Origin of the sequence: Streptomyces sp. XD-27 (assembly GCF_030553055.1) — a bacterium.
Classification (GTDB): Bacteria; Actinomycetota; Actinomycetes; order Streptomycetales; family Streptomycetaceae; genus Streptomyces.
In genome coordinates this window covers 1,190,111-1,211,207 of the sequence record NZ_CP130713.1, presented here as the reverse complement: position 1 = coordinate 1,211,207, position 21,097 = coordinate 1,190,111, and the positions used below count along the sequence as shown (strand labels likewise).

Below are 21,097 nucleotides of genomic sequence, written 5' to 3'. Positions count from 1 at the left end.
ATCCTTGCAGTTCATTCTGAAGCGGCGCTTTCGATGATCCGGCACACCACGGCATCGTCCCCGCGGTCGGCGGCTCGGCCGGCCTGGGCGCGGGTCCGCTGAAGGGTGACGCGCAGGGCTTGGAGGTCAGCGATGCGCCGGTCGATGTCGGCGAGGTGCTGGTCGAGGAGATCGGTGACGAATCCGCAGGGCTGCTCGCCGCGGCGCTGGAGGTCGAGGATTTCCTTGATCTCTTTGAGGCTGAGGCCGAGGGCCTGGGCCTGGCGGATGAAACCGAGGACGAGGACGGCCTGAGCGGTGTAGGTGCGGTAGCCGGGGGCGGTGCGTTCGGGCGGGTCGATGAGGCCGTTGGCCTCGTAGAGGCGGACGGCCTTGGGGCTGAGTCCGGTCTGGGCGGCGATGCGGCCGACGGTGAGCATTGCGGGTCTCCGCTCGCGGGGTGCGTCTCCGGTGTCGGCTTGACATTGCCCTAAGGACAAGGTTTTAGCGTGCGGGCATGAGTACCGATCAAGGGGACGGCTGTCCTGCGATGACGGTGGAGCTGTTGAGCGACGCGTGCGCGGCGGCGGTGGAGCGGGGCGAGCATGCCTGCTTCGGGATAAGTCCGTTCAACAGCTACTTCTCCACGGCCCGGATCCGCGAGCTTGCGGCGTGGGGGCTGGGGCGCTTCGAGCGCGTGGATTTCTTCGTGCCGGACGCGCCGAGTGCCTTCACCTTCGAGGCTTTGGACTGTTCGCCGGAGAAGGCCGCGTGGAAGGCGCGCAGGCAGGGCCAGTACACCCGCAACAAGATCGCCACGGCGCTGGGTTCGCTCGGGGTGACCGATCCCGGGGCGCGCGTGCTGGGCTGGCCCGAACTCGAGGGCAACGCGGCCTTCGGCCGACTCCATGAGCACGGGCTGAAGCGGTACGCCCAGGACCTGGGCTTCCGGGATGCGTGCCACAAGGCCACCGGCTGGGTGCTGGCCGGGAAGCTGCCCGACGGTCAGCAGTCGGACGAGGAGCAGGTCGAGCATGCTGTGCGCTACTTCCTCGCCGAGCTCCCGATGTTCCTCGACTCCTCGTCCATCGTCGGCGCCGAGGCGTCGGTCTTCTGCTATCACCAGCCGCCCGATGTGCTGCGTCGCCTGTATGCCGGTGAGTTCGGATGGCGGCCCGCCGCTGGGCAGGGCTTCGCCGTGGTGGCTCCGGCCGGACCATCACCGGCTCCCGTTCCCGTACGAAACTGACAGTGAGAGGAGTCATCGCCATGGCCACCACCGCGCAAGCCGGCGTCGGGCACACCATCGAGCTGGCGATCACCGGGATGACCTGTGCCTCCTGCGTGGCGCGGGTCGAGCGGAAGCTGGGCAAGCTGCCTGGGGTGAGCGCCACGGTGAACCTGGCGACGGCGACAGCGCATGTGACCCGCGAGGACCCGGCGGTCGACGTGGCGGAGTTGGTCGCCGCTGTCGAGGCCATCGGTTACGGCGCCGAGGTGGTCGGGAGCGGCCCAGGGGAGGCGGAGGAAGCCGAGGTCGTCGACGCGTGGCCGTTCCACCGGGCTGCGGCGCTGAATCTGCGGCACGGCTCGGCGACGATGGACACCCTGGTGTCGTTGGGCGTCGCGGCCGCGTATCTGTGGAGCGTGGGCACCCTCGCCGTGGGCGGGGAGCACCTGTATCTGGAGATCGCGGTCGTCCTGACGGCGTTCCTGCTGGCCGGGCGGTTCTTCGAGGACCGGGCCAAGCGGCGGGCCGGGGAGGCGATCCGGGCGCTGATGGACCTGGGCGCCAAGGACGTCGGTGTGCTGCGCGGCGGAGTCGAGGTGCGTATTCCGGTCGAGGAGTTGACGGTCGGGGATCTGTTCGTGGTGCGGCCCGGGGAGAAGATCGCCACGGACGGACAGGTCGTCGAGGGCGCTTCGGCGGTCGACGAGTCGCTGCTGACCGGGGAGAGCGTGCCGGTTGAGGCCGAGCCGGGATCGCCGGTCACCGGCGCCACCGTCAACAGCCACGGACGGCTGGTCGTACGCGCGACGCGGGTCGGGGCGGACACCAAGCTGGCGCAGATCGCCGCGCTGGTGGAGCGGGCACAGACCGGCAAGGCCGCGGTGCAGCGGCTGGCGGACCGGGTCTCGGCGGTGTTCGTCCCGGTCGTCATCGCCCTGGCGATGGGCACGTTCGGCGTGTGGATGCTGACCGGAGCTGCGGCGGCGACCGCACTCGCTGTGGCCATCGCCGTGGTGATCATCGCATGCCCATGCGCGCTCGGGCTCGCCACGCCCACCGCGCTGATGGTCGGCACCGGGCGCGGGGCGCAGCTCGGGCTGCTGACCGTGGCCCGGAGGCGCTGGAGTCGACACGGCGGATCGACACCGTCGTACTGGACAAGACCGGCACCATCACCGAGGGGAAGATGCGCCTGATCGACGTCGTACCGGCCGAAGGTGAGGACGCGGAGGAGGTGCTGCGGCTGGCCGGGGGTCTGGAGGACGCCAGCGAGCACCCCATCGCCAACGCCGTCGCGAGCGCCGCCCGGGAACGCCTCGGCGGACAACCCGGTGGCGGAGCGCTTCAAGGAGTTCGCGACCACCGGCGAGCGCCAGCTCCTGCTCTCCCTCCACACCCGCCATCCGGCCGACGACCAGCTCGTGCTCGCCGGTGCGCTGGAGGAGGCGTACCGGACGCTGACCGGCGCGCCACCCGCCGGCTGGGGCACGGCCGAACCCGCGTCCCTCCCGTGGTCCCGCCGCCAGCTCACCGACGTCGCCCGCGACCGCGCGCCCGACCCCACCTGGACGGTCGTCGTCGGCGACCCCCGGTCCCGGCCCGCCATCGCCACCCTGACCGTCTCGCGCACCACGGGCGGCGTGGAGGAGACCCTGACCCTGGCCGTCGGCTACGCCCCGGACGAGGATCTGCCCCTGGAGGACCTCCCCGCCCTCGCCGACCGTCTCGTACGCGAACACCGCCTGGTCTCGATGCTCGCCCAAGTACGCTCCGGCCGCCGGGACCTGACCGCGCCCGCGCACTTCGAACCACCACCGGTGCCCGTGGGCTTCGCCCTGGGCCCCGAGGACGTCCACGAGATCGGCCCCACCCACGCCCGCCGCCCACCACAGTCCACCCAGCCGACCGAACTGGGACCCGCGGCCCGCCCCGGCCTCTACTACCCGCTCGGCGACGGCACGTCAGGCGCGGCCTGGGCCGCGTTCGAACAACTCGTACGGCACCTCCGGACGCAGTGACGGGAGGGCACTCCTCCCGCGGCAAGTCACCGAAGCCCTAGGTGGCGCGTTGGCGGAGAAGCGGTCGTTGACCTGGGAGTCGGCGCTGCGCCTTTGCGCATCACATGGCCGGGTCCTTCCCGGCGCGGCGCTCCGATCCGAGGGCGGCTGCGCCAGCGCTTACGGCGGCGGTCAGCGCGAGGCCCAGCACGGCTGGGTTGACGTAGCCGGGAACGGATTCGGCGGCGTAGCTTCCGCCGCCATTGGTCTCGCAGACGAACCGGAGGGCATGTAGTCCACGGTGTAGTCGACGACGCTCAACGTTCGCTCTTCCCCGCCCGGTGTCCGGCAGGGCCGAAGCGGTGAGGAGCCGGTGCCGCCGTCCTCCGCCTCCAGGACCGCACCGGCGACATGGAGCAGGCCCCAGGTGTACAGGGCGGCCGCGGCGGCACCCAGGAGGGCGGCGAGGCTCCGGAGCCGCACCTCTCGGTCGGCACGCCGGATGCCGACCCTGCCAAGGGTGCCGAAGCCGTAGCCGACGAAGGCGAAAGAAGCGACCAGCCCGGCCGGGATGAACAGCAGGAGCAGGAACACCATCCGCCGAGTCCACCAGGACGGGATCACGATGGCTGTGAGGGAGCCCATAATTCCGGCAACAGAGGCGTCACAGCTCACGCAAAGAGCCGGGCCGACCGCTCCGGGGCCGACCAGGTTGCCGCTTACACGGCTACTCCGCTACGGGCAGGCACGCCCTTCCCGCAGGAACAGAGGGGCACCGACACGGTCGCCGCCGTCATCGATGGCCTCGCCGGAGTTGTCCACGGATACGACGCCATTCCCACGCGCTGGACGGAGCCACTGCACATACCCCTACCGGGCGCAGGACAATGTGTCCTGCGCCTGCCCGACCTCATCAGCGCCCTGCGGGGAAGGACGAATGCGGAGACGAGAAGCCAGCCGAGTCGGGCCGAGAGTCCTGATTTCCTGCGGCTTCCTTCTGCGTCGCGAGGCGGCTGTCAGCGCGCCATCATGCGGTCCAGCTCCCGCGCCTTCTCGCGCAACCGGTGCGCCCATGCGTCCTCGTCGGCGTATCCAGATACCGCTGGTTCCGCTGGGGCCTGTACGTCCGCGAGCCCGCCGTCCGGGCCGATGACGGTTGGCGTCCAGCACACGCCAACGCCGGCCCGATCCGCCAGGACCAGCATGGTGGCAACGAATCCCTCGGAGAGAGCCGGCACGATGGAGTGGTGCGTTCGTCTGTACTGAGTCAGCAGGGCATGGACGAAGACGCCGAGGGCGGCCGGGTCGATCTGACACTCATCCGCCTCCATGGGCCCGATGCCGGAAGCGAGGCCCAGTTCCGCCTCGAACACCGCCACCTGCCGCAGGAACAGCCTGGACGCCCCGTTGGACGGGTTCCACAGCGTCTCCTCGCCCATGTCGAAGTACTGACTCATCGCGGTGTCCCCCTGTCGCGCGTGTCACACCCCACTCATCTATCAGACGAGCCTTAGCCGTCGCGATCGTTCTGGGGGCGGCCGCGGAGGGAGGAGAGGACGAGGCAGCCGTAGCGCGTGGTCAGGAGCGCGGCGGTGGCGGCGAGGGCTGCGGTGGTGGCGGCGATGAGGTGCCAGGGGTTCTCGTCGCCGAGGACTTGGAGAATGCCCAGGGCGGTGCCCAGGGGGAGACCGAGGATGGTCAGGATGCCGAGGGCGCCGCTGATCTGCTGGTTTTCCTGGGTTTGGATGAATCGGTTGTGGTCGGCGGCTTCGGCGAGGATTTCGGTGAAGCGGTCGGGAAGGCGGTATTGGTGCTGGTAGGCGATGAGGAGGTCGTTGGCGGTGCCGTGGGTGGTGAGGTGCTGGCGCCAGTAGGTGCTGCGGAAGTGGGCGATGCGGCGTTCCAGGGTGGACAGGCGGTGGGCTTCGCCGGGGCCGGTGAAGACGTGGGCGAGGTCTTCGGTCAGGCGGTCGATATGGGTGCGCTGGATCATCCCGAACAGGAGCGCGTCGAGGAGGGTGTCGAGCGGGAGTCCGGTGGCCAGTGGGGAGGCGCTGGTGCCGGGGCGGTGGGCAAGGGAGCGGAGGGTGTCGAGGAGCGCGGGGCCGGCGATGGACAGGTGGAGGACGGCCAGGGCGCGTTCGGGGCGTCGTCGGTGGGGGCGCGCAGGATCTCCACTCCGTCGACGGTGATGGGGCCGTGTGTGTGGCCGGTGTTCCGGTGCCAGCGAGTGGCGTGTTCCGGGGCTCCATAGAGGACCCGTGCGGCTGTGGGGGTGAAGTAGGTGCGGCGCGTGTCGGTGGTCGTGGTCCTGGCACCGTACGCGAAGGGCATAGGGCCTTCGCTCCAAGGAGGGTCGGCGGGCAGGCTTGCCGGAAGTGGGGCGTAGGGATGAACCCGCCGCGGACCACGTGCCGATCCAGACCGCGCCGTCCGCACTTGTTGTAGTAATCGGAGTCGCCCCGGGCCTGACCGATGGCGGTCATGCAGGTCTCCTCGCGCTGGCCACGGTGGACCCGGCGCACCACCCGGGAGCCGGGGCCAGGGTCGTACCGGACGGCCACCGTGCGGCCGGTGATCTCCACGGTGACGCAGCGCTGCGTAGTGGCGGCCGCGGTGGAGGCGGGGGCAGCAGGGAGAAGCCGAACAGCTCGTGCACGCGAGTGCGACGGCGGTCAGGGAGCGGGTAGCAGATACGCGTTCTCCTGGGCCGGTGACAGATGACCACCAGGCCCAACCCGACGCCCTGCCCGACGGCACGCTGGTTCACCCGTTTGCAGGGCGAGGATCGACGCCCGCCAGGCTGCCGGGAGTAGCGGACGGCGGAGGCGCAGCAGAGCTGTGTCTCCTGCGCCGTGGCTGTACCAGTGCTACTGCTCGTCAGTCACTGACGCTCGGACGAGGTCGCCGAGGTGGTCTCGGCCACCAGCTGAGCTACCTCACGCGCGCAACCCCACGACAGGGTCACCCCGGCGCCGCCGTGTCCGTAGTTGTGGATCAGCGGGATGCCGTCTCCGCGGCGGTCCGATTCGACCTGTACCTGGGAGCGCGTGGGCCGGGCTCCTACCCGATGCTCGATGCCCCTCGCCTCCGCCAGCCGGGGATCGATCGCGGCGCAGCGTTCGATGATTCCCTTCGCCGCCTCCTCGTCATCCGACAAGTCTCCTTCGCCGTCGATCGCGGTGCCGCCCAGGACGACCGTGTCGCCGTGCGGGTAGAAGCAGACGAGGGGGCGACAGCCCCGTGTCCTCGGAGAAGAACTGCCTGATGCCGGGGTTCTCCACGACCACGTGCTGGCCGCGGATCGGACGCAGCATGGTGTCCTCGGCCAGCGCGGCCGCGCCCATGCCGGTGCAGTTCACGACGGCGGCCGCGTCCTCGAACTCGTCGAGTCGGCGATGCGGTCGCTGACGTGGCGAGCCACGGCCAGGCAGTCGTCGTACGCGGCGGGGAACGGGTGCTCGGGGGCGAGCCGGTAGCCGGGGCTGACCACCACCGCGTCCAGGTCCCGGCACAGGCGGCGGCAGACCCCGTTGTGGGTGTCGAGATCGCCGACGATGAAGCCGCCCCCGTGGATGAACACGATCGCTGGCGCCGTCCTCGTGCCCTGGGGCCGGTAGACCCGCACCGGCACCCGGCCAGGGTGCTGTCGTCCACCGAACTGACTGCGACGGGCGGCTGCGGCGCGACGGCAGCGACAGCATCCTGTTGCCCGCGCGTATCTCCTCAACTGTCGGGACGGCAGTGGGCGACGTGCCGTCCAGCCCGAACCGCTTCAGCGGCAACCACTTCGCCATCGCTCGGGCGCGCGTCTACCGCTGGTGCGGCTGGTGTGGCTGGTGTGTGGGCTGGCGGGCGGAGACGGACGAGGGTGCTTTGCCGCCTCGGCGGTCTGCGCGGCTGATCCCGGTGCCCGGGCATCGTGTGTTGGATGTGTCGTCGCCGCAAGTAGTGACGATTTCGGCGGGAGCTGTACGCCTCGTCGCCGCAGAGACGGTCCGGGCGCATCCGCGGGTGACCTCCAGCCAGGCGCGGGACGCGGATGCGGTCCAGGGCCGGGATCAGATGCGGGCATCACCTCACTGTCCGGGTGTGATGATCAGGATGGCCAGCGGGCGGCCGCCGCCGTCACTGGGCGGATGAACTGTCGTCGTGCCCCCGCCGTGAACGTCCGATCGCTTCGTCGGCACGATGCCGGGAAGGAAGACGGCACTCGGCGGTGGTGCGGGGGCGCCGCTGGCCGGTTACGGGGCCGCGGGCGCCCCATTCGTGACGGGCGTCTCCACGGCGCGTTCGGTTTTGGTCCAGTGCGTGCGCCGGGTGACGATCTGCCACAGGGCGCACCAGCTGGCTGCGAAGCTGAGGTAGACGCTCACCATGACGGCGGGAAAGCAGCAGACCGCCTTCCAGGCCGGCAGGTCGTCGGTGCGGCGCCAGTAGAGCAACGCTGAAACCAGGCAGCCGGTGAAGGCCAGGAACTGCCAGACCACGACGTTCAGCCACGAGGGGCCGGGGACGAGGTGGAGCATCCCGGTGCCGTCCCCTGACAGGGCGTTCAGGATCAGGTACTGCTGGAGGACTGAGCTGGGCAGGGTGATGAGGTACGGGACGAGCAGGTAGCCGGTGAGTTCCATGCGGCCTAGGACGCCGACGGACGGGCGGGCCCAGAGTTCCGGCAGGCGTGTGATGGCGCTCATGTGTCCGTGGTGCCATCGGGTGCGCTGGCGCAGCAGGCGACGGGGGTTGGTCAGTCCCTGCTGGGAGACGAAGGCTCCGGTAGTGGAGGTGACCGTCCAACCGCGGGCTGCCAGGCTGATGCCCAGGTCGAGGTCTTCGGTCAGGGAGTCCGACCAGGGGTACGTCCCGACGCTGTCGAGGGCGGAGAGCCGGCTGAACTGGCCGTTGCCACCCATGCTCACCGTGCCGGTGGCGATTCGGCCGAACTGGGTCAGCGCGCTCAGCGCCCAGAATTCGAAGTCCTGCAACCGCAGCGCCCAGCGGTGTCGGCCGCGGATGCGCACCGCCAGCTGTGCACCGCCTACCGTCGGCTCCTCGAAGAGCAGCGTCACCCGGCTCACGGCGCCCGGCGTCATCCGGCCGTCTGCGTCCAGCACGCACACCAGCACCTGTCCGGGATCCAAGCCCTCTTCCTTGGCGCGCTCGCGGACGGCGCCCAGCCCGGCGTTGAGGGCGGCGCCCTTGCCCTGTCGGGCGGCGGGCGGTGTCCTGCGGACCAAGGTGACGCGGTCGCCGTATTCGGCGCGCACGATGCGAGCGGTGGCGTCGTCGCTGCCGTCGTCGACGACGATGATGCGCACCCCGGGCTGCCCGTCGAGCAGGCAGTGCAGCGTGTTGCCGATGACGCGCTCCTCGTTCAGGCAGGGGACCAGGACGAAGACGCTCCAGTCGGCGGGCAGCTCGACGGGCCGCCCGTGCGCCGACCTCAGCTGCGCGCGCAGCGAGCCCTCGGCGCAGCGGGCGAAGACGATGCCCAGGATGAGGAGCGAGATGTTGTAGACGCCCGCGAACACGGTGACGACGACAGCAACATGCTGGATGATCGTGTCCACTGCGGCCACCGGGAGCCTCCCTGCAGGCGCCGCCCGGCCTGGAGAAGATCTCGCACTCGGCACCGCCTTCGTCGCTCTTGCCAGGCTGTCCGGCTACCCAGGACAGGTGCTGGATCCACTCCGGTGCAGCCTAGTTCGGCGCCCGACACGGACACCACCGACGCGCGTGTGCGTGCCCCGGCGCACGGTGTGCGCCCCGGGCGCGGCAGCCCTGTCGTACGCGGTGACACCACGTACGAGTGAACGTGCCCGGTCCCCGCTGTGCCTGGCGTGGGACCGGGGCAAGCTGACGGCACTGCCCGAAGTGGGCGGGGGGAGCGTGCGGCGTGAACGGTACTGGCAGCGCGAGGCGCATCGCCCTGGTCGTCGGCACCCGGCCCGAGGCAGTGAAACTCGCCCCGCTCATCCTGGAGTTGCGCCGGTGTGCCTGGTCCCGGCCGATGGTCATCACCACCGGCCAGCACGGCCCGGTGGTGCGCGAGACGCTGTCCTGCTTCGGCATCGGCCCGGATGTGACGCTGTCCGCGCCGCGCGGCGCGGACAGCGTCACGGAACTGACCGCCGGCCTGCTGAGCACGCTCGGCCCGCAGCTACGCAGACCGGGCACCCACGCGGTCGTTGTCCAGGGCGATACTTCCTCCGCCCTCGCCGGGGCGATGGCAGGGTTCTTCTCCTCCGTCCCCGTGGTGCACGTTGAGGCCGGGCTGCGCTCCGGCGACCTGCGCACCCCGTTCCCGGAAGAGGCACATCGCCGGATGATCTCCGAGGTCTGCGACCTGCACCTGGCACCGACGCACACGGCCCTGAAGAACCTGCTGGCGGAGGGCATCAGCGCCGAGCGCATCCTGGTCACCGGCAACACCGTCGTCGACGCGGTCGTCACCGCGAGCCAGCGCACCGCGGACAGCCGCGACATCCTGCCCGGCGACACCACGTCGCCGCTCGTGCTCGTGACGGCGCACCGCAGGGAGAACTGGGGTAAGCCGATCCGCCGCATCGGCGAAGCCGTCGCCGAGATCAGCCGCCGGCACCCGCGGACGACCTTTGTCGTGGCCGCTCACATGAATCCGGCGGTGCGGGCGGAGATCGAGGACTCGCTGCACGGACTGCCCAACATGCGGCTGCCGGGCCCCGTGCCGTACGGGACCTTCGCGCGGATCCTGGCCCGCTCCGCTCTCGCGATCACCGACTCGGGGGGAATCCAGGAAGAGGCCATCGCCCTCGGAGTACCAGTGCTGGTCACCCGGGACACCACCGAGCGCGTGGAAGGCATCAGCTCCGGCCTCGCCCGCCTGGTCGGCACGCACGGACCAGACATCGTGGCAGCGGCGGACAGAGAGCTCGCCCGCGCGAGGCCCCTTCCGCTCGGTGTCCGCCTGCGGGCGGTGGTGCGCGGCACCCCCTACGGCGACGGGCGGGCGGCGGCTCGCTGCGCGGCGGCCTGCGGCTGGCTGCTCGGAGAGTGCCCGCGGCCGCGAGGTCTGCCGGAACGGTAAAAGGCAAGGATTCGTCCTCGCTGGCCGGCGGCGTCTCAAGAAGCCACCATCGCCCGCTCTGGGCCCACTGCTGCGGGCACGATGACCAACTCATTGGCCACGGCTGTCTTGCCGGCCTCCAGGGCGACCGCTTCCACGGTCAGCGCGCCCGCCTGCAAGTACAGCGGCGCAGACTACGAGGGTGCGAAGACACCCGACGCCGGAGATGATGTCCAGGCGCCCGGTGGGCGTCACTGCTGCGGGCGGTCGGAGCCATTCGGAGCTTCCTCGGGCCCGGCCCGCAGATCACGGGCGGCCACGTCGTCGCCGAAGCGGACGAAGGGCCGGTAGCGTGCGGCCCGGAGGTGACACATCAGCCGCAGCGAGGCGCTCGCGGTCTCCCCGCCGGTCGGCGGCTGCACCAGCGACCACGCATCGCCGATGGCCGACTCGGCCAGGATTACATGACGTTCGGCCTCGATGTGATCGGCTTCCAGTAGGGCACATCGAGCAGGGCAGTGCTCCCCGTGTGACCGGATAGATAGCGGCGGACCACCAGCTGATCCAGGACCCCGAACTGCTGCCACGCTGCCGCGGCTGGCTGAAAACGCCAGGCGCCGGATGCCTCGGGGCCGCCGGGTCCCGGGCCTCCGGGTGTACTGCCCGAGCTCGTGTAGCACCCTCTGCCGGTCCGCCACGTACCGGCCGGGGAGGGGAGGGGGGAAGTGCTCAACCGCGGCGACGAGTATCCGCCGCCGCTCGGCGTGCCGTTCCCGGCCTAGCCCGTAGACCTTGTCGTGGAGGGTTACGGTGGGGGCCGCCGAGGTGTGCCGGCGCAACCGGACTTGCAGCAGCTCAAGGACGGCTTCAGCGCGTGCAGCGGCAGACGGGCAGACCAGCCCCATGGACGGGGTGGGTTGGGCGGGCGCGTCCGTGCCTTCGTCACTGGTCCTGGTGGTTTGGATCTCCTTCTCGGACACCGGCAGGTGCCCCGGGCAGGTCGCGTACTCCAAGGTGCGCGAAGAGAGGGGCGCGATGTCTGGACGTCGGTTCTCCGGGGGCGTGATCGGGGGCAGCGCCATGGATCTGGCGGCCTCGCTGCGTCCGCGGGAGCGGCCGGTGGTGGCCTTGTGGTGTCCGTTGCCGTCGCGGATGCATCCGGCGGTCGAAGTGCTCCAGGCCGAGTCGGACCGGTGGGCCGCGAAGTGGGGGCTGGCCCGCGATGAGGAGGAAGCGGCCCGGTTCTCCGCCATTGGCGCCGGCGAGTTGGCAGCCCGCATCGCGCCGTGGGGGACAGCCGTGCAGGCTCAGCTCGGGGCGGACATGCTGATGTGGCTGTTCGCGTTCGACGACGTGTTCTGCGACGAGGGGCAACTGAGCCATGACCCGGCGGGATTGGGGGTACTGATCGCCGACCTGATGCGGACGGCACAGACGGGAGTGGCGCGAGCCGACGAGCCGTTCATGAACGCTTTGGCCGACTTGCGGGAGCGGTTGGCCGGTCTGGGCTCAGGAGTGCAGGTGGGGCGCTGGATTACGACGCTGCGGGATTACCTGGCCTATCAGGTGTGGGAGGCAGGGCATCGCGTGCGGGGGACGTTTCCCTCCTTGGGCGCGTATCTGGTGGCTCGTATCTCCAACGGGTCGATGCCGGTGTGCGTGAACATGCTGGACGTGACCAACGGCTACGAGGCCCCATTACCGGAGCTGGAAGTACCGGCGGTTCGGGCGCTGTCGGAGATGTGCGCGGCCTTGGTGGGCTATGACAACGATCTGATCTCGCATGCGAAGGAATCGCAGCGCTGTGGTGACGGATTGAACTTGGTGGACGCGGTGGCCAGAGAGGGCGGGGGCTTGGCGGAGACCGTCGCGCTGCGGGACCGGGTGATGGTGCGCTACATGGACCTGCGGGAAGAGACCCTGGCCGGGGCGTCGCCGACGGTGGCGTCGTGGGTACGGGACCTGGACGGGTGGATTCGGGGAAACCTGGACTGGGGCATCGGCTCCGCCCGGTATTCGGGGTCCTCGGCGGTGGTGGGGACCGCGCCGACGTGCACGGATCGGACGCCGGTCGCGGGCGTGGAAGAGTGGTGGGTACTGCGGGGATGACCACGGCACACCGGGAGCGGGAAGTGGGCCGACCTCACGCTGGCCGCCGCCGGCGTCAGAGCCGCTGCCCCTCGCCCGGCCAGCAGCGTCGGCTCCTCCCACCGCGGGCAGAAGGCCGCTGACCGCCTCACCGCGGCGTTCCCGAACGCCGTCGTGGTCCACCTCCTGGGTGTGAGCAGTTGCGGTACGGGAAGTAGCGCTGAGATTGATCATGATCGTGGGCTGGGGTTCCTTGACGCTTCTGGCCCGGGATGCGTCCAGTAGTCCGGAGGGCGCGCGAAGCCGGTGTGCGCCGCTGTGACGGCCTCGCGGGTACGCCACCGGCTTCTCGTGCTGGGCGAGAGGCCGGTAGAGGCTGGACAGGCTCGGGTTCTGTCCCTTGTGCTTGCCGATGGGGATGATCAGGTCGGGCTGGATCTGAGCGTGACCAGGCCGAACACGATGTCGCTGTTTATGTGGACAGTTCAAGTTGATCTTCCTTCGGTGTGTCGCTCGGATCGCTGGCGGTGCGGTGTCGACCAGAGAAACCGCCCGCATAGAGTGAGATCTTCGATGGAATGGCAGGGGTAGCGACCGTGGAAATCACCGTCCAGTGGATACGGACGTCCTGGACGAAGCAGTCCCGGGGAGGAGAGGCTGCCGCACGTAGGAACGCGGCTCCGGTCGGCTTCGCTCTCCCCTGCGCGATGCCTTCTTTCGCACACGTGGTTCGCATGCATGAGCGGGACGGTTTTGAGCCGTATGACGGCCAGGAAGATGTGCGCAGGGTCAACGTCCAGATCCGGGAAGCCGAGGGCCGGCTACGAGTCCAGCCCCGGGTGGAGCCCCTGCTTGCCATTCCGCCTCGGCCGCGCAGGCCCCCAGCTGTTCACCTCGTCCCCGGCCAGTGGGTCCGCTGGCAGCTCAACTACCGCTTCAGCAGTACTTCGGGGATGCAGGACTGGTCGTACTGGATGGACACCTTCAACATCGCCTACGGCCCGGTGGACGCCAACGTGTTCTTGTCGGAGCCCACTGTGTACGTCGACGAGCGAGGACCGCTTCGGTAGCGCCACCATCGGATGAAGGCAGCACGCACTGGATGAACTCGCCTCCGCGGTACCCCTCGAACCGCACGTACGGCTGCCTCGGATCAGCGATGCCCTTGGCCGCGGCCTCGAACACACCACCCCCATCCAAAGCGCCCTTGAACGCGTCTGAGAACGCCCCGTCAGCGATCCAAGCACTGCGCCCCTGCTGGTCGGTGCGCGAACTGGCCTGCTCCAGGGCGGTGCCCGGGGCCGTGCTGTCCTCGCGCACGCTTGGCAGCAGGTCACTGTTGACCTTGGCCACCTGGAACTGGCCCTTGCCGGTCTCGGTCAGCTGCCACAACTGCGTCACCAGCAGATCGTCCCGGGACTCGGCCTGGCACTGCGGCACCGGAGAACCACTGCGCCGCCGGTTGACCATGATGTCCATCCGCAGACCGCTGCGCAGATTCCGCAGTACCCGGGCGTCCGGGCGGGCGGTGTGCGGCCGCGCATGCCACAGCTGGTGGTGCCGCTCCTGTCCTTCGCCCAGTTCCTCCTGCACCACCGCGTCATTGGCGTGTCTCCTAACTTGGCGGCGGCGCGAGGGGCTTTCGCGGAATCTCTAGAATCGTGGCGTGGCATTCATGAGCACCCCGCACTGCTGCTTCCTGTGATTGGGAGGCTTTGAGGGCGATGCCGGGCGGCGTCGCCCTCCTTGGTGTGCCTGCTGCGTGAACCACGTTCCCGGCGCTGCCCGTACCGAGGTGGCCGGACGCTGAGCCCGTTCCTTCCGGGGGCGGCGACTTTCGAAGCACGCGTGCAGGCACGGTCCCTTCCCTTCACCGTTGCTAGGAGTGCCTTGTGCCCGTGTCGCTTTGCCCTGCCCTCGAACTACTCCTCGACCTGCTGCGCTGCCCGAGGTGCCGCGCCCGTCTTCATCCCGACCGCGGCGCACTGCGCTGCCCGGCGGGCCACACCTTCAATATCGCCCGCCACGGCTATGCCAGCCTCCTGACGGGCACCCGCGCCACCAGCGGCGACGATGCTGCCATGGCCCGGGCCCGGGATCGATTCCTGGCCACTGGCAAGTACGGGCCCGTCTGCCAGGTCGTGGCCCGTCTGGCGGCCGACGCCGTGCCCGAGCAGGGCACAGTCGTGGACGTCGGGTGCGGCACGGGCTACTACTTGGCCGGCGTACTCGACCAGCTGTCTGGCGCCCGTGGTCTGGGCCTGGACACCTCGGTGCGCGCGCTGCGCTCGGCGGCCCGAGCCCATGAGCGAGCCGCCGCGGCGACCTGGGACGTCTTCCGTCCCTTCCCGCTGGCCGATGGGATGGCCGACGTCGTGCTGGACGTGTTCGCCCCGCGCAACCCCTCCGAGTTTCAGCGGGTGTTGCGCCCGTCCGGCTGGTGACGCCGAGCGCACGCCACCTGAGCCCTGCAGACCTGGACGATGACGGCCTCCTGCCCGACCAGGTCACCGTCTCCGTGCTGGCCACCGTCTACCGGCCTCGGTGACCACGAGCGGGCGCACGCGCCTGCTGACCGACGAGCAGTGGACACGCCTGGCGCCCTATCTTCCCCACGACACGGGGAAGGTAGGGCGTCCCTTCGCCGACCACCGCTGCATCATCGAGGGGATCATCTACCGGTACCGCACCGGCATCCCCTGGCGAGATCTGCCCGTGAGGCGTTCGGCCCGTGGCAGACGGTGTGGAAACGCCATCGCAGGTGGGCTGCTGACGGCACCTGGGACACGGCTCTGGCGCAGCTGACCGCCCAGGCGGACTCGATCGGCGGGATCGACTGAACGGTCTCGGTGGACTCGACGATCGACCGGGCTCACCAGCACGCGACGAACACGACCCGGCCGGAGACGGACGCTGGCGCCGCTACCTGCCGCGGCGAGAGCGAAGCTGCTGTGATCGAGCATGAGCCAGTGGGGCACGGAGTAGGCCGATCCCGCGGGGGCCTGACAACCAAGATCCATCACGCCGTGGACGGGACCGGCCGCGGCGCAGACGCCCGGCCTGCGCATCGGCCCTCAGGGGGACACAGCATCGTCCTGCAGGCGCTGGTCGCGACGTATCGCGAAGATCAGGAGACCGAAACGGGGCCACGAGCGCCGACACATGACGCAGCAGCCACAAGAGCCGTCCATAGCCTCAGCAACGTACGCCGGGCATCGCTGCATAGATAGGGGCTCAAGTTTCGGCAGACCGACTGCGTCTGGGGCGAAGCCGGTGGCCGGGGCGTGGAGGGTGATCTAGTGTCCCGCCCAGGGCCGGTGCGGGGAGGCGACGATGTGCGGTGTGGCGGGCTGGGTGGACTTCTCTCGGAGGCATGCCGGTCCGTCGTGGCCTGAAGTGGTGTCGATGACGGCGACGTTGGTACCCCGCGGTCCGGATGCGGTGGGGATGTGGTGCCGGGCCCATGTTGCGCTGGGGCATCGGCGGCTCGCGGTGGTCGATGTGGAGGCGAGTGCGCAGCCGATGGCCGTGGCCGTGGAAGGCGGCGAGGTCGCGCTGACGTACAGCGGCGAGGTCTATAACTACCGTGCCTTACGGGAAGAGTTGACTGTTCTTGGTCATAGCTTCACCACCCGTGGGGATACGGAGGTGGTGCTGCGCGCCTATCTGGAGTGGGGCGAGCGGTTGGTCGACCGCCTGGTGGGGATGTACGCGTTCGCCATCTGGGACGGCCGCGTCGAGCGGCTGCTGCTGGTCCGCGATCGCCTTGGGATCAAGCCGCTGTACTACCACTGCCTGGACGGCGGGCTGCTGTTCGCCTCAGAGACCAAGGCGCTGCTGGCGCATCCGCAGGTCGAAGCGGTCGTGGACGCGGACGGGCTGCGGGAGTTGCTGACGTTCTCCCGGACCCCGGGGCATGCCGTCTACCAGGGCGTCGAAGAGCTGCGGCCCGGCACGTCGCTCTGGGTGGACCGCTCAGGGCTCCGGGAGCGGACGTATTGGAGTCTCCCGGCATACGAGCACGCCGACGACGCCTCCGCCACAACCGCCACGGTCCGCCGCCTGCTGGCCCAGGCCGTCGGCGAGCAGCTGGACGCCGACGTACCGCTGGGCACGCTGCTGTCGGGAGGACTCGACTCCAGTGCCGTCACCGCTCTTGCTACGCGCCAGCAGCCACCTGGCGACGCGGGACTGTTCAGTTTCGCCACCGGCTACCAGGAGCAGGACGCCTTCCGCCCCACTGCGACCCGGCACAGCACAGACGCCCCCTACGCCCGCCTGGTCTCCGCCCACCTGGGCACCCGCCACCACGAGATCCTGCACCCGCCCGCCATGCTGGCCGACCCCCACCTGCGCGAGCGGCTGGTCCATGCCCAGGATCTGCCGCGCGGAATGGGAGACATCGACGGCGGACTGCTCCTGCTGCTCCAGTGGCTGCGCCCGCAGGCGACCGTCGTGCTCACCGGCGAGGGAGCCGATGAACTCTTCGGCGGCTACCGCTGGTTTCACCAGCCCGCGATCGCCGACACCCCCACCTTCCCCTGGGCCGCCGGCAACCGCGGCCGCTGGGCCCACACCGCCCCGCTGTACACACCGGATGTACGCCGTCTGCTCCAAGGAGACGCCTACCTGGCCGACAGCCATGCCACGGCCTGCGCCGAAGTCCCCCGCCCCGGCGGCGGGCCGGGCACGTGCACCGACGCCGAGCGCGCCGAGCACCGTATGCGCACCGTCACCTACCTGCACCTGACCCGGTTCCTGCCGATGATGCTGGAGCGCAAGGACCGCATCAGCATGGCCGTGGGCGTCGAGGCCCGGGTCCCGCTGTGCGACCACCGCCTTGTCGAGTACGTCTACAACGTCCCCTGGCGCATGAAGGCAACCGCGGGCCGGGACAAGGTCCTGTTGCGGGACGCCGTCACCGATCTCCTGCCCGCGGCCGTGGTCCAGCGGGCCAAGAGCCACTTCCCCTCCACCCAGTCCGCCGCCTACACCACCGCCCTGCAGGCCCAGGCGCGTACGCTGCTCGCTGACCCGGACCACGAGGTGTTCACGCTCTTCGACCATGCAGCCGTAGGCCGGGTCGCCGCGTGGCGACCGGGCCCCCACCCTCACACCGCACTGGAACGGTTCCTGGACACCGCCACCTGGCTCACCACCGTCCAGCCGCTCATCAAAACCGCCTGAGGCGTGGGCGAGAGCAAAGGGGCTCCGGAGCAATCGCGGCGGTCAGATCGATGAGCAGGCTCGCCAGCCGTACCACCACCTTGCATGCGGGCGTCGCGGACCGCGTTGACGGACATGGCGCGGGGTCGGTGGGTGTCGGCCTGCTCGGCCTCGCTGACGTACTGTCAGTCGCTGCCTCCCGGAAATCACTCGTCTGAAACCCGGCTGGGCACCGGCGACAGGCTGAAGCCCGACCGGAGGCCCTCGGCATGATGACCCGTCGCGTGGGGAGGGATGGTGCACGGGCCGACCCGGCGTGGATCTCCGCCAATGAGGGTGGCGACATCCGCGCCAGGGGGCGGCGTCGCGGCTGGGTGGCAGGGAAGGGTGGGAACGATCGTGCAGGAGTGTGGCCGCCATGTGGTTGCGTCGGATGCTCCCCCGACCCGGGTTTGGGCAGCGAGGCCGGCCTCTGGGCGGCCAAGGGCGGTGTGGCGGGCCGCAGGGCTGCAACGCGCTACCGGGGAGGCGGCATGACCGTGATCGTCATCCCGGCCCGGGCTGGCTCGACCCGCTTTCCCGGTAAGGCCACAGCGCCGCTCGGTGGCCGACCGATCGTGCAGTGGACCTACGAGGCCGCCACACGAGCACACAGCGCCAGGCGGGTCGTGGTCGCGACGGACTGCGACCGTATTGCCGAGGTGTGCCGGTCGTTCGGCGCCGAGGTGGTGGTCTCCCAGGGGGCGTATACCACCGGTACGGACCGGATCGCGGCCGTGGTGGCGCGGTGGGACACCGACTGCGTGGTCAACCTGCAGGGGGACGAACCCTTCATGGACCCGGATGTCATCGACCGGGTCGTCGAGGCGGTACGGGCCGGTCATCCGGTGGCCACGGCGGCGGGCCCCCTGGACGAGGCGTGCGGGAGGGACCCGAACCAGGTCACTGTCCTCACCGACCAGAGCCACCGCGCCCTGTACTTCTCCCGCGCCGACATCCCGTACCGGCAATCCGGTGTCGAATTCGAAGAGCTACGCGGCACTGGCCGGGTCGGCGCCCACCTGGGTATCTACGGCTTCACTCCAGCGGCGCTGGCCCACATCGCTGCCACACCACCCGGCATTCTCGAACGCAGTGAGGGACTGGAGCAGCTGCGGTTCCTCGAACTGGGTCTGCCCATCAAGGTGGTGCGTGCCCCGCGGACCCCGGTCAGTATCAACGTGCCAGCTGACCTGGCCGCTGCCGAGGAGACCGAAGTCGTTCGGAGGAGGTCGTGTTGACGGAGCTGGCCGCGCTGCGCCGGTGCATGGTGGCGGGGATCGAGTTCGGGAATGACCGGTCGGCGGTGATCCTGGGCGGGGTCAATGTCCTGGAGGACCTGGAGACCAGTCTGCGGGTGGGCGAGGTGTTCCGCACCGCCACCGACGAGCTCGGCCTCCCGTACGTTTTCAAGGCGTCCTTCGACAAGGCCAACCGGTCCTCGGCGCACAGCTTCCGGGGGCCCGGGCTCGATGAGGGCCTGGCGATGCTCGCTCGGATCAAGCGGGAGCTGGACGTGCCGGTGGTCACCGACGTGCACGCCGCCGAACAGTGCGCCCCGGCCGCCGAAGTCGCCGACCTCCTCCAGATTCCCGCCTTCCTGGTGCGGCAGACCGACTTGATCCACGCCGCAGCGGCCACCGGCCGTCCACTGCACCTGAAGAAGATGCAGATGATGGCGCCCGAGGACATGCGGACGGCCGCCGAAAAGTGCGCCCGAGTCGGGGCAGCGGGCGTCGTACTGTGCGAGCGCGGCACAGCCTTCGGCTACCACCACCTGATCGTGGACATCGTCGGACTCGCCCGCATGCGGGAGATCGGCCCACCGGTCACCCTCGACGTCACCCACGCACTCCAGCTACCGGGCGCCCTGGGCGATGCGGCGGGCGGGCGCGGCGGATACGCCGCGGAGTTGGCCCGCGCCGGCGTCGCCGTCGGCCTGGCCGGCGTGTTCATCGAGGCCCACCCCGACCCGACCCGCGCCCCGTGCGACGGCCCCTCGGCAACGGCCCTCGCCGATGTCCCCGGACTTCTCCGTCAGATCAAGCAGCTGGACGACCTGACCAAGGCAATGGATATATCAAGATCCAACAACTCCCAGAAGTACCGGTAGACCGTGGTGCCCACGGGGCGCTCGCCCCGGGTACAGCGCGCGGGCGTCAGCCCGATATGTCGGGTGCCAGAGGGCCGCAGCACTTTGCGGCCCAGGTAGCGGTGGCAACAGCGCCTCAGGCCGCTCCCACTGCGCGTCCGTCAGATCGCCACGGTCCATCCCGAGATCGTTCCACGACCTTGATCAACACCTCCCGCGCCTTCGGGTTGCCGGTGGTGTCGCCGGATGGGGCGGGCCGGCCGGGGAGCGGGGCTCCCCATGCCGGGATCAGTGTGTGCGGGGTGTTCGGTCAGGGTGTCGATGAGGTCTCGCACGGCGGGTTCGGTGGAGTGGGGGCGAATCGTTGCCGGAACTGATGGGCGAGGCCGGGAGGCAGGCTGCCGACGAGAGCGACGGCGCGACGGCACTGGGCGGCCAGTGTGCTGGTGGCCCGATCCAGCCATTCGCACAGCGCGGCGGGTGCGTGCGGCAAGGAGGAGCAGCCAGGTCCCGGTCTGCTGGTCGTAGCCGTGGGTGGTCAGGAGTCTGGCGACCAGCTGGTGTTCTGCGCGGGCGGCGAAGTACAGGGTCATCGGGGGTGGCCGATGTCGCTATCTCCTGGAGTTCGAGTGTTTCGATACGGGCTTCGATCCCGGCCAGGGTGTCGGGGGTGACGGGGCGTCCGTCGCGGGTGGGTGGCGGCTGGGGGTCGGCCAGGACGGCGAGTGACTTCCTGATCTGGGAGTCGAGGACGGGGCCGGTGACGGTGAGGTAGGCCCGGGGTCGCGCCTCGGCGAGCCGGGCCGTGCTGTGCAGGGCATCGATGGCGCCCTGGGGTGTCCACAGCGGCCTCAGCAACGCGGCGTCGTCGGTGGCCAGGTGCAGCCAGTGCGGCCAGCCGAGTCGCACACCTCCTCCTCGGGGACGTGGTGGATGCGGGCGATGGCGAGCTGTGCGGTGAGTTCGGGTTCGTTCCGCCCGGCCTCCCAATGCGAGACCGTATGGCGGGTCTTGACCATCCGTGAGCCGAAGCCGAGTTCGTCGTGGGCCCTGGCGATCAGCCTCGCGTAGCCGAGCTGGGAGAGGCCGAGCGACTCCCGTGCCACCTTCAACGGATACCGTGCTATGCCCGAGTTGTCAGGTCTCTGGCACCTTCCTTACCCATGAGTAATTGAATGGTCGTCGAATCGTAGAGATCCATTCCACGGAGACGTGCCAAGTAGGGCCAGTAGGACGCGCCTTAGGCGCCACTGAGTCCCTTGAGGTGTGGCGCAGCTCACATCTTCCTGGGTCTTGCGGGGTCGTTCCTACCGCCTGCCGCGGAAGGAACGGCCCCGCACCGGCAGACGCGACGTAGTGCCGTTGGACCTTGGGGCGGGAACAGCACTACGTCTTCTCCAACTGATCAGGAGGCTGCGACGGGTCTTTCGTGCACGATGCAGACGGCACGGTCAACGACC

The 21,097-nt window shown here is 69.9% G+C and carries 17 protein-coding genes and 6 pseudogenes; 12 read left to right on the top strand and 11 right to left on the bottom strand.

All coding sequences use genetic code 11. From position 1 onward, the window contains the following. Positions 1-11 precede the first annotated feature (11 nt). Positions 12-419 carry a heavy metal-responsive transcriptional regulator gene (locus Q3Y56_RS05160; RefSeq protein WP_304460780.1) on the bottom strand — a complete coding sequence of 136 codons (408 nt, stop codon included), beginning with the start codon at positions 417-419 and terminating at the stop codon, positions 12-14. A gap of 77 nt (positions 420-496) precedes the next feature. Here Q3Y56_RS05160 and Q3Y56_RS05155 point away from each other — a divergent pair, with 77 nt between their 5' ends. The 3 genes and pseudogenes from Q3Y56_RS05155 (at position 497) to Q3Y56_RS05145 (ending at position 3,228) form a co-directional block, all read left to right on the top strand. Then, on the top strand, positions 497-1,228 hold the full coding sequence (locus Q3Y56_RS05155; RefSeq protein WP_304460779.1) for a tRNA-dependent cyclodipeptide synthase: 732 nt from the start codon (positions 497-499) through the stop codon (positions 1,226-1,228). A gap of 20 nt (positions 1,229-1,248) precedes the next feature. Beyond that, positions 1,249-2,531: pseudogene (locus tag Q3Y56_RS05150) on the top strand (heavy metal translocating P-type ATPase); the annotation flags it as partial. Positions 2,532-2,541: 10 nt separating this feature from the next. Continuing rightward, positions 2,542-3,228, top strand: a complete 687-nt coding sequence (locus tag Q3Y56_RS05145) for a DUF6177 family protein (RefSeq protein ID WP_304460778.1) — start codon at positions 2,542-2,544, stop codon at positions 3,226-3,228. 171 nt (positions 3,229-3,399) lie between these two features. Here Q3Y56_RS05145 and Q3Y56_RS05140 read toward each other — a convergent pair whose 3' ends face one another. Then, positions 3,400-3,804, bottom strand: coding sequence for a hypothetical protein (locus Q3Y56_RS05140; protein WP_304460777.1), 405 nt, complete (start codon positions 3,802-3,804; stop codon positions 3,400-3,402). A 177-nt stretch (positions 3,805-3,981) separates the two neighbouring features. Between Q3Y56_RS05140 and Q3Y56_RS05135 the strand changes: the two are divergent. Next, positions 3,982-4,122: pseudogene (locus Q3Y56_RS05135) on the top strand (ADP-ribosylglycohydrolase family protein); the annotation flags it as partial. Between the two features lie 101 nt (positions 4,123-4,223). Here Q3Y56_RS05135 and Q3Y56_RS05130 read toward each other — a convergent pair. The 6 genes and pseudogenes from Q3Y56_RS05130 to Q3Y56_RS05105 form a co-directional block, all read right to left on the bottom strand. After that, positions 4,224-4,664 carry a DUF6086 family protein gene (locus Q3Y56_RS05130; protein ID WP_304460776.1) on the bottom strand — a complete coding sequence of 147 codons (441 nt, stop codon included), beginning with the start codon at positions 4,662-4,664 and terminating at the stop codon, positions 4,224-4,226. 53 nt (positions 4,665-4,717) lie between these two features. Continuing rightward, positions 4,718-5,200 (bottom strand): hypothetical protein, encoded by a 483-nt coding sequence (locus Q3Y56_RS05125; RefSeq protein ID WP_304460775.1) that lies wholly within the window; start codon positions 5,198-5,200, stop codon positions 4,718-4,720. Between the two features lie 891 nt (positions 5,201-6,091). Next, positions 6,092-6,442: pseudogene (locus Q3Y56_RS05120) on the bottom strand (FAD-dependent oxidoreductase); the annotation flags it as partial. 123 nt (positions 6,443-6,565) lie between these two features. Continuing rightward, entirely contained in the window at positions 6,566-6,835 is a 270-nt protein-coding gene (locus Q3Y56_RS05115; protein ID WP_304465475.1) for an alpha/beta hydrolase, read from the bottom strand. Between the two features lie 248 nt (positions 6,836-7,083). Beyond that, positions 7,084-7,416 (bottom strand): annotated as a pseudogene (locus tag Q3Y56_RS05110) (IS5/IS1182 family transposase); the annotation flags it as partial. 35 nt (positions 7,417-7,451) lie between these two features. Next, entirely contained in the window at positions 7,452-8,786 is a 1,335-nt protein-coding gene (locus Q3Y56_RS05105; protein WP_304460774.1) for a glycosyltransferase family 2 protein, read from the bottom strand. A 317-nt stretch (positions 8,787-9,103) separates the two neighbouring features. Here Q3Y56_RS05105 and wecB point away from each other — a divergent pair, with 317 nt between their 5' ends. Further along, the gene (wecB, locus tag Q3Y56_RS05100; protein ID WP_304460773.1) at positions 9,104-10,273 is read left to right on the top strand and encodes a non-hydrolyzing UDP-N-acetylglucosamine 2-epimerase; all 1,170 of its coding nucleotides are present in this window, start codon (positions 9,104-9,106) and stop codon (positions 10,271-10,273) included. Between the two features lie 230 nt (positions 10,274-10,503). Here wecB and Q3Y56_RS05095 read toward each other — a convergent pair whose 3' ends face one another. Then, positions 10,504-10,674, bottom strand: coding sequence for a hypothetical protein (locus Q3Y56_RS05095; RefSeq protein ID WP_304460772.1), 171 nt, complete (start codon positions 10,672-10,674; stop codon positions 10,504-10,506). 658 nt (positions 10,675-11,332) lie between these two features. Here Q3Y56_RS05095 and Q3Y56_RS05090 point away from each other — a divergent pair. Beyond that, entirely contained in the window at positions 11,333-12,361 is a 1,029-nt protein-coding gene (locus Q3Y56_RS05090; protein WP_304460771.1) for a hypothetical protein, read from the top strand. Between the two features lie 575 nt (positions 12,362-12,936). After that, positions 12,937-13,410: a hypothetical protein gene (locus Q3Y56_RS05085; RefSeq protein WP_304460770.1), complete on the top strand. Its 474-nt coding sequence runs from the start codon at positions 12,937-12,939 to the stop codon at positions 13,408-13,410. On the opposite strand, the gene Q3Y56_RS05080 is transcribed toward Q3Y56_RS05085, so the two are convergent. Beyond that, complete coding sequence (locus tag Q3Y56_RS05080) at positions 13,325-13,936, bottom strand: RICIN domain-containing protein (RefSeq protein ID WP_304460769.1); 612 nt, start codon at positions 13,934-13,936, stop codon at positions 13,325-13,327. The two genes, Q3Y56_RS05085 and Q3Y56_RS05080, sit on opposite strands and share 86 nt — an antisense overlap. 296 nt (positions 13,937-14,232) lie before the next feature. On the opposite strand from Q3Y56_RS05080, the pseudogene Q3Y56_RS05075 reads away from it, so the two are divergent. From Q3Y56_RS05075 to kdsA, 5 genes and pseudogenes are all read left to right on the top strand, one after another. Beyond that, positions 14,233-14,888 (top strand): annotated as a pseudogene (locus Q3Y56_RS05075) (putative RNA methyltransferase). Beyond that, positions 14,885-15,384, top strand: a pseudogene (locus tag Q3Y56_RS05070) (IS5 family transposase); the annotation flags it as partial. The pseudogenes Q3Y56_RS05075 and Q3Y56_RS05070, both read left to right, overlap by 4 nt. 289 nt (positions 15,385-15,673) lie before the next feature. Beyond that, positions 15,674-17,527 carry an asparagine synthase (glutamine-hydrolyzing) gene (gene asnB, locus Q3Y56_RS05065; protein WP_304460768.1) on the top strand — a complete coding sequence of 618 codons (1,854 nt, stop codon included), beginning with the start codon at positions 15,674-15,676 and terminating at the stop codon, positions 17,525-17,527. Positions 17,528-18,039: 512 nt separating this feature from the next. Beyond that, complete coding sequence (gene kdsB / locus Q3Y56_RS05060) at positions 18,040-18,786, top strand: 3-deoxy-manno-octulosonate cytidylyltransferase (RefSeq protein WP_304460767.1); 747 nt, start codon at positions 18,040-18,042, stop codon at positions 18,784-18,786. Positions 18,787-18,812: 26 nt separating this feature from the next. Beyond that, the gene (gene kdsA, locus Q3Y56_RS05055; RefSeq protein WP_369696846.1) at positions 18,813-19,658 is read left to right on the top strand and encodes a 3-deoxy-8-phosphooctulonate synthase; all 846 of its coding nucleotides are present in this window, start codon (positions 18,813-18,815) and stop codon (positions 19,656-19,658) included. Between the two features lie 830 nt (positions 19,659-20,488). Here kdsA and Q3Y56_RS05050 read toward each other — a convergent pair. Next, a complete protein-coding gene (locus Q3Y56_RS05050; protein WP_304460765.1) occupies positions 20,489-20,743 on the bottom strand; it encodes a helix-turn-helix transcriptional regulator in 255 nt (84 codons plus the stop codon). Positions 20,744-21,097: the final 354 nt, after the last annotated feature.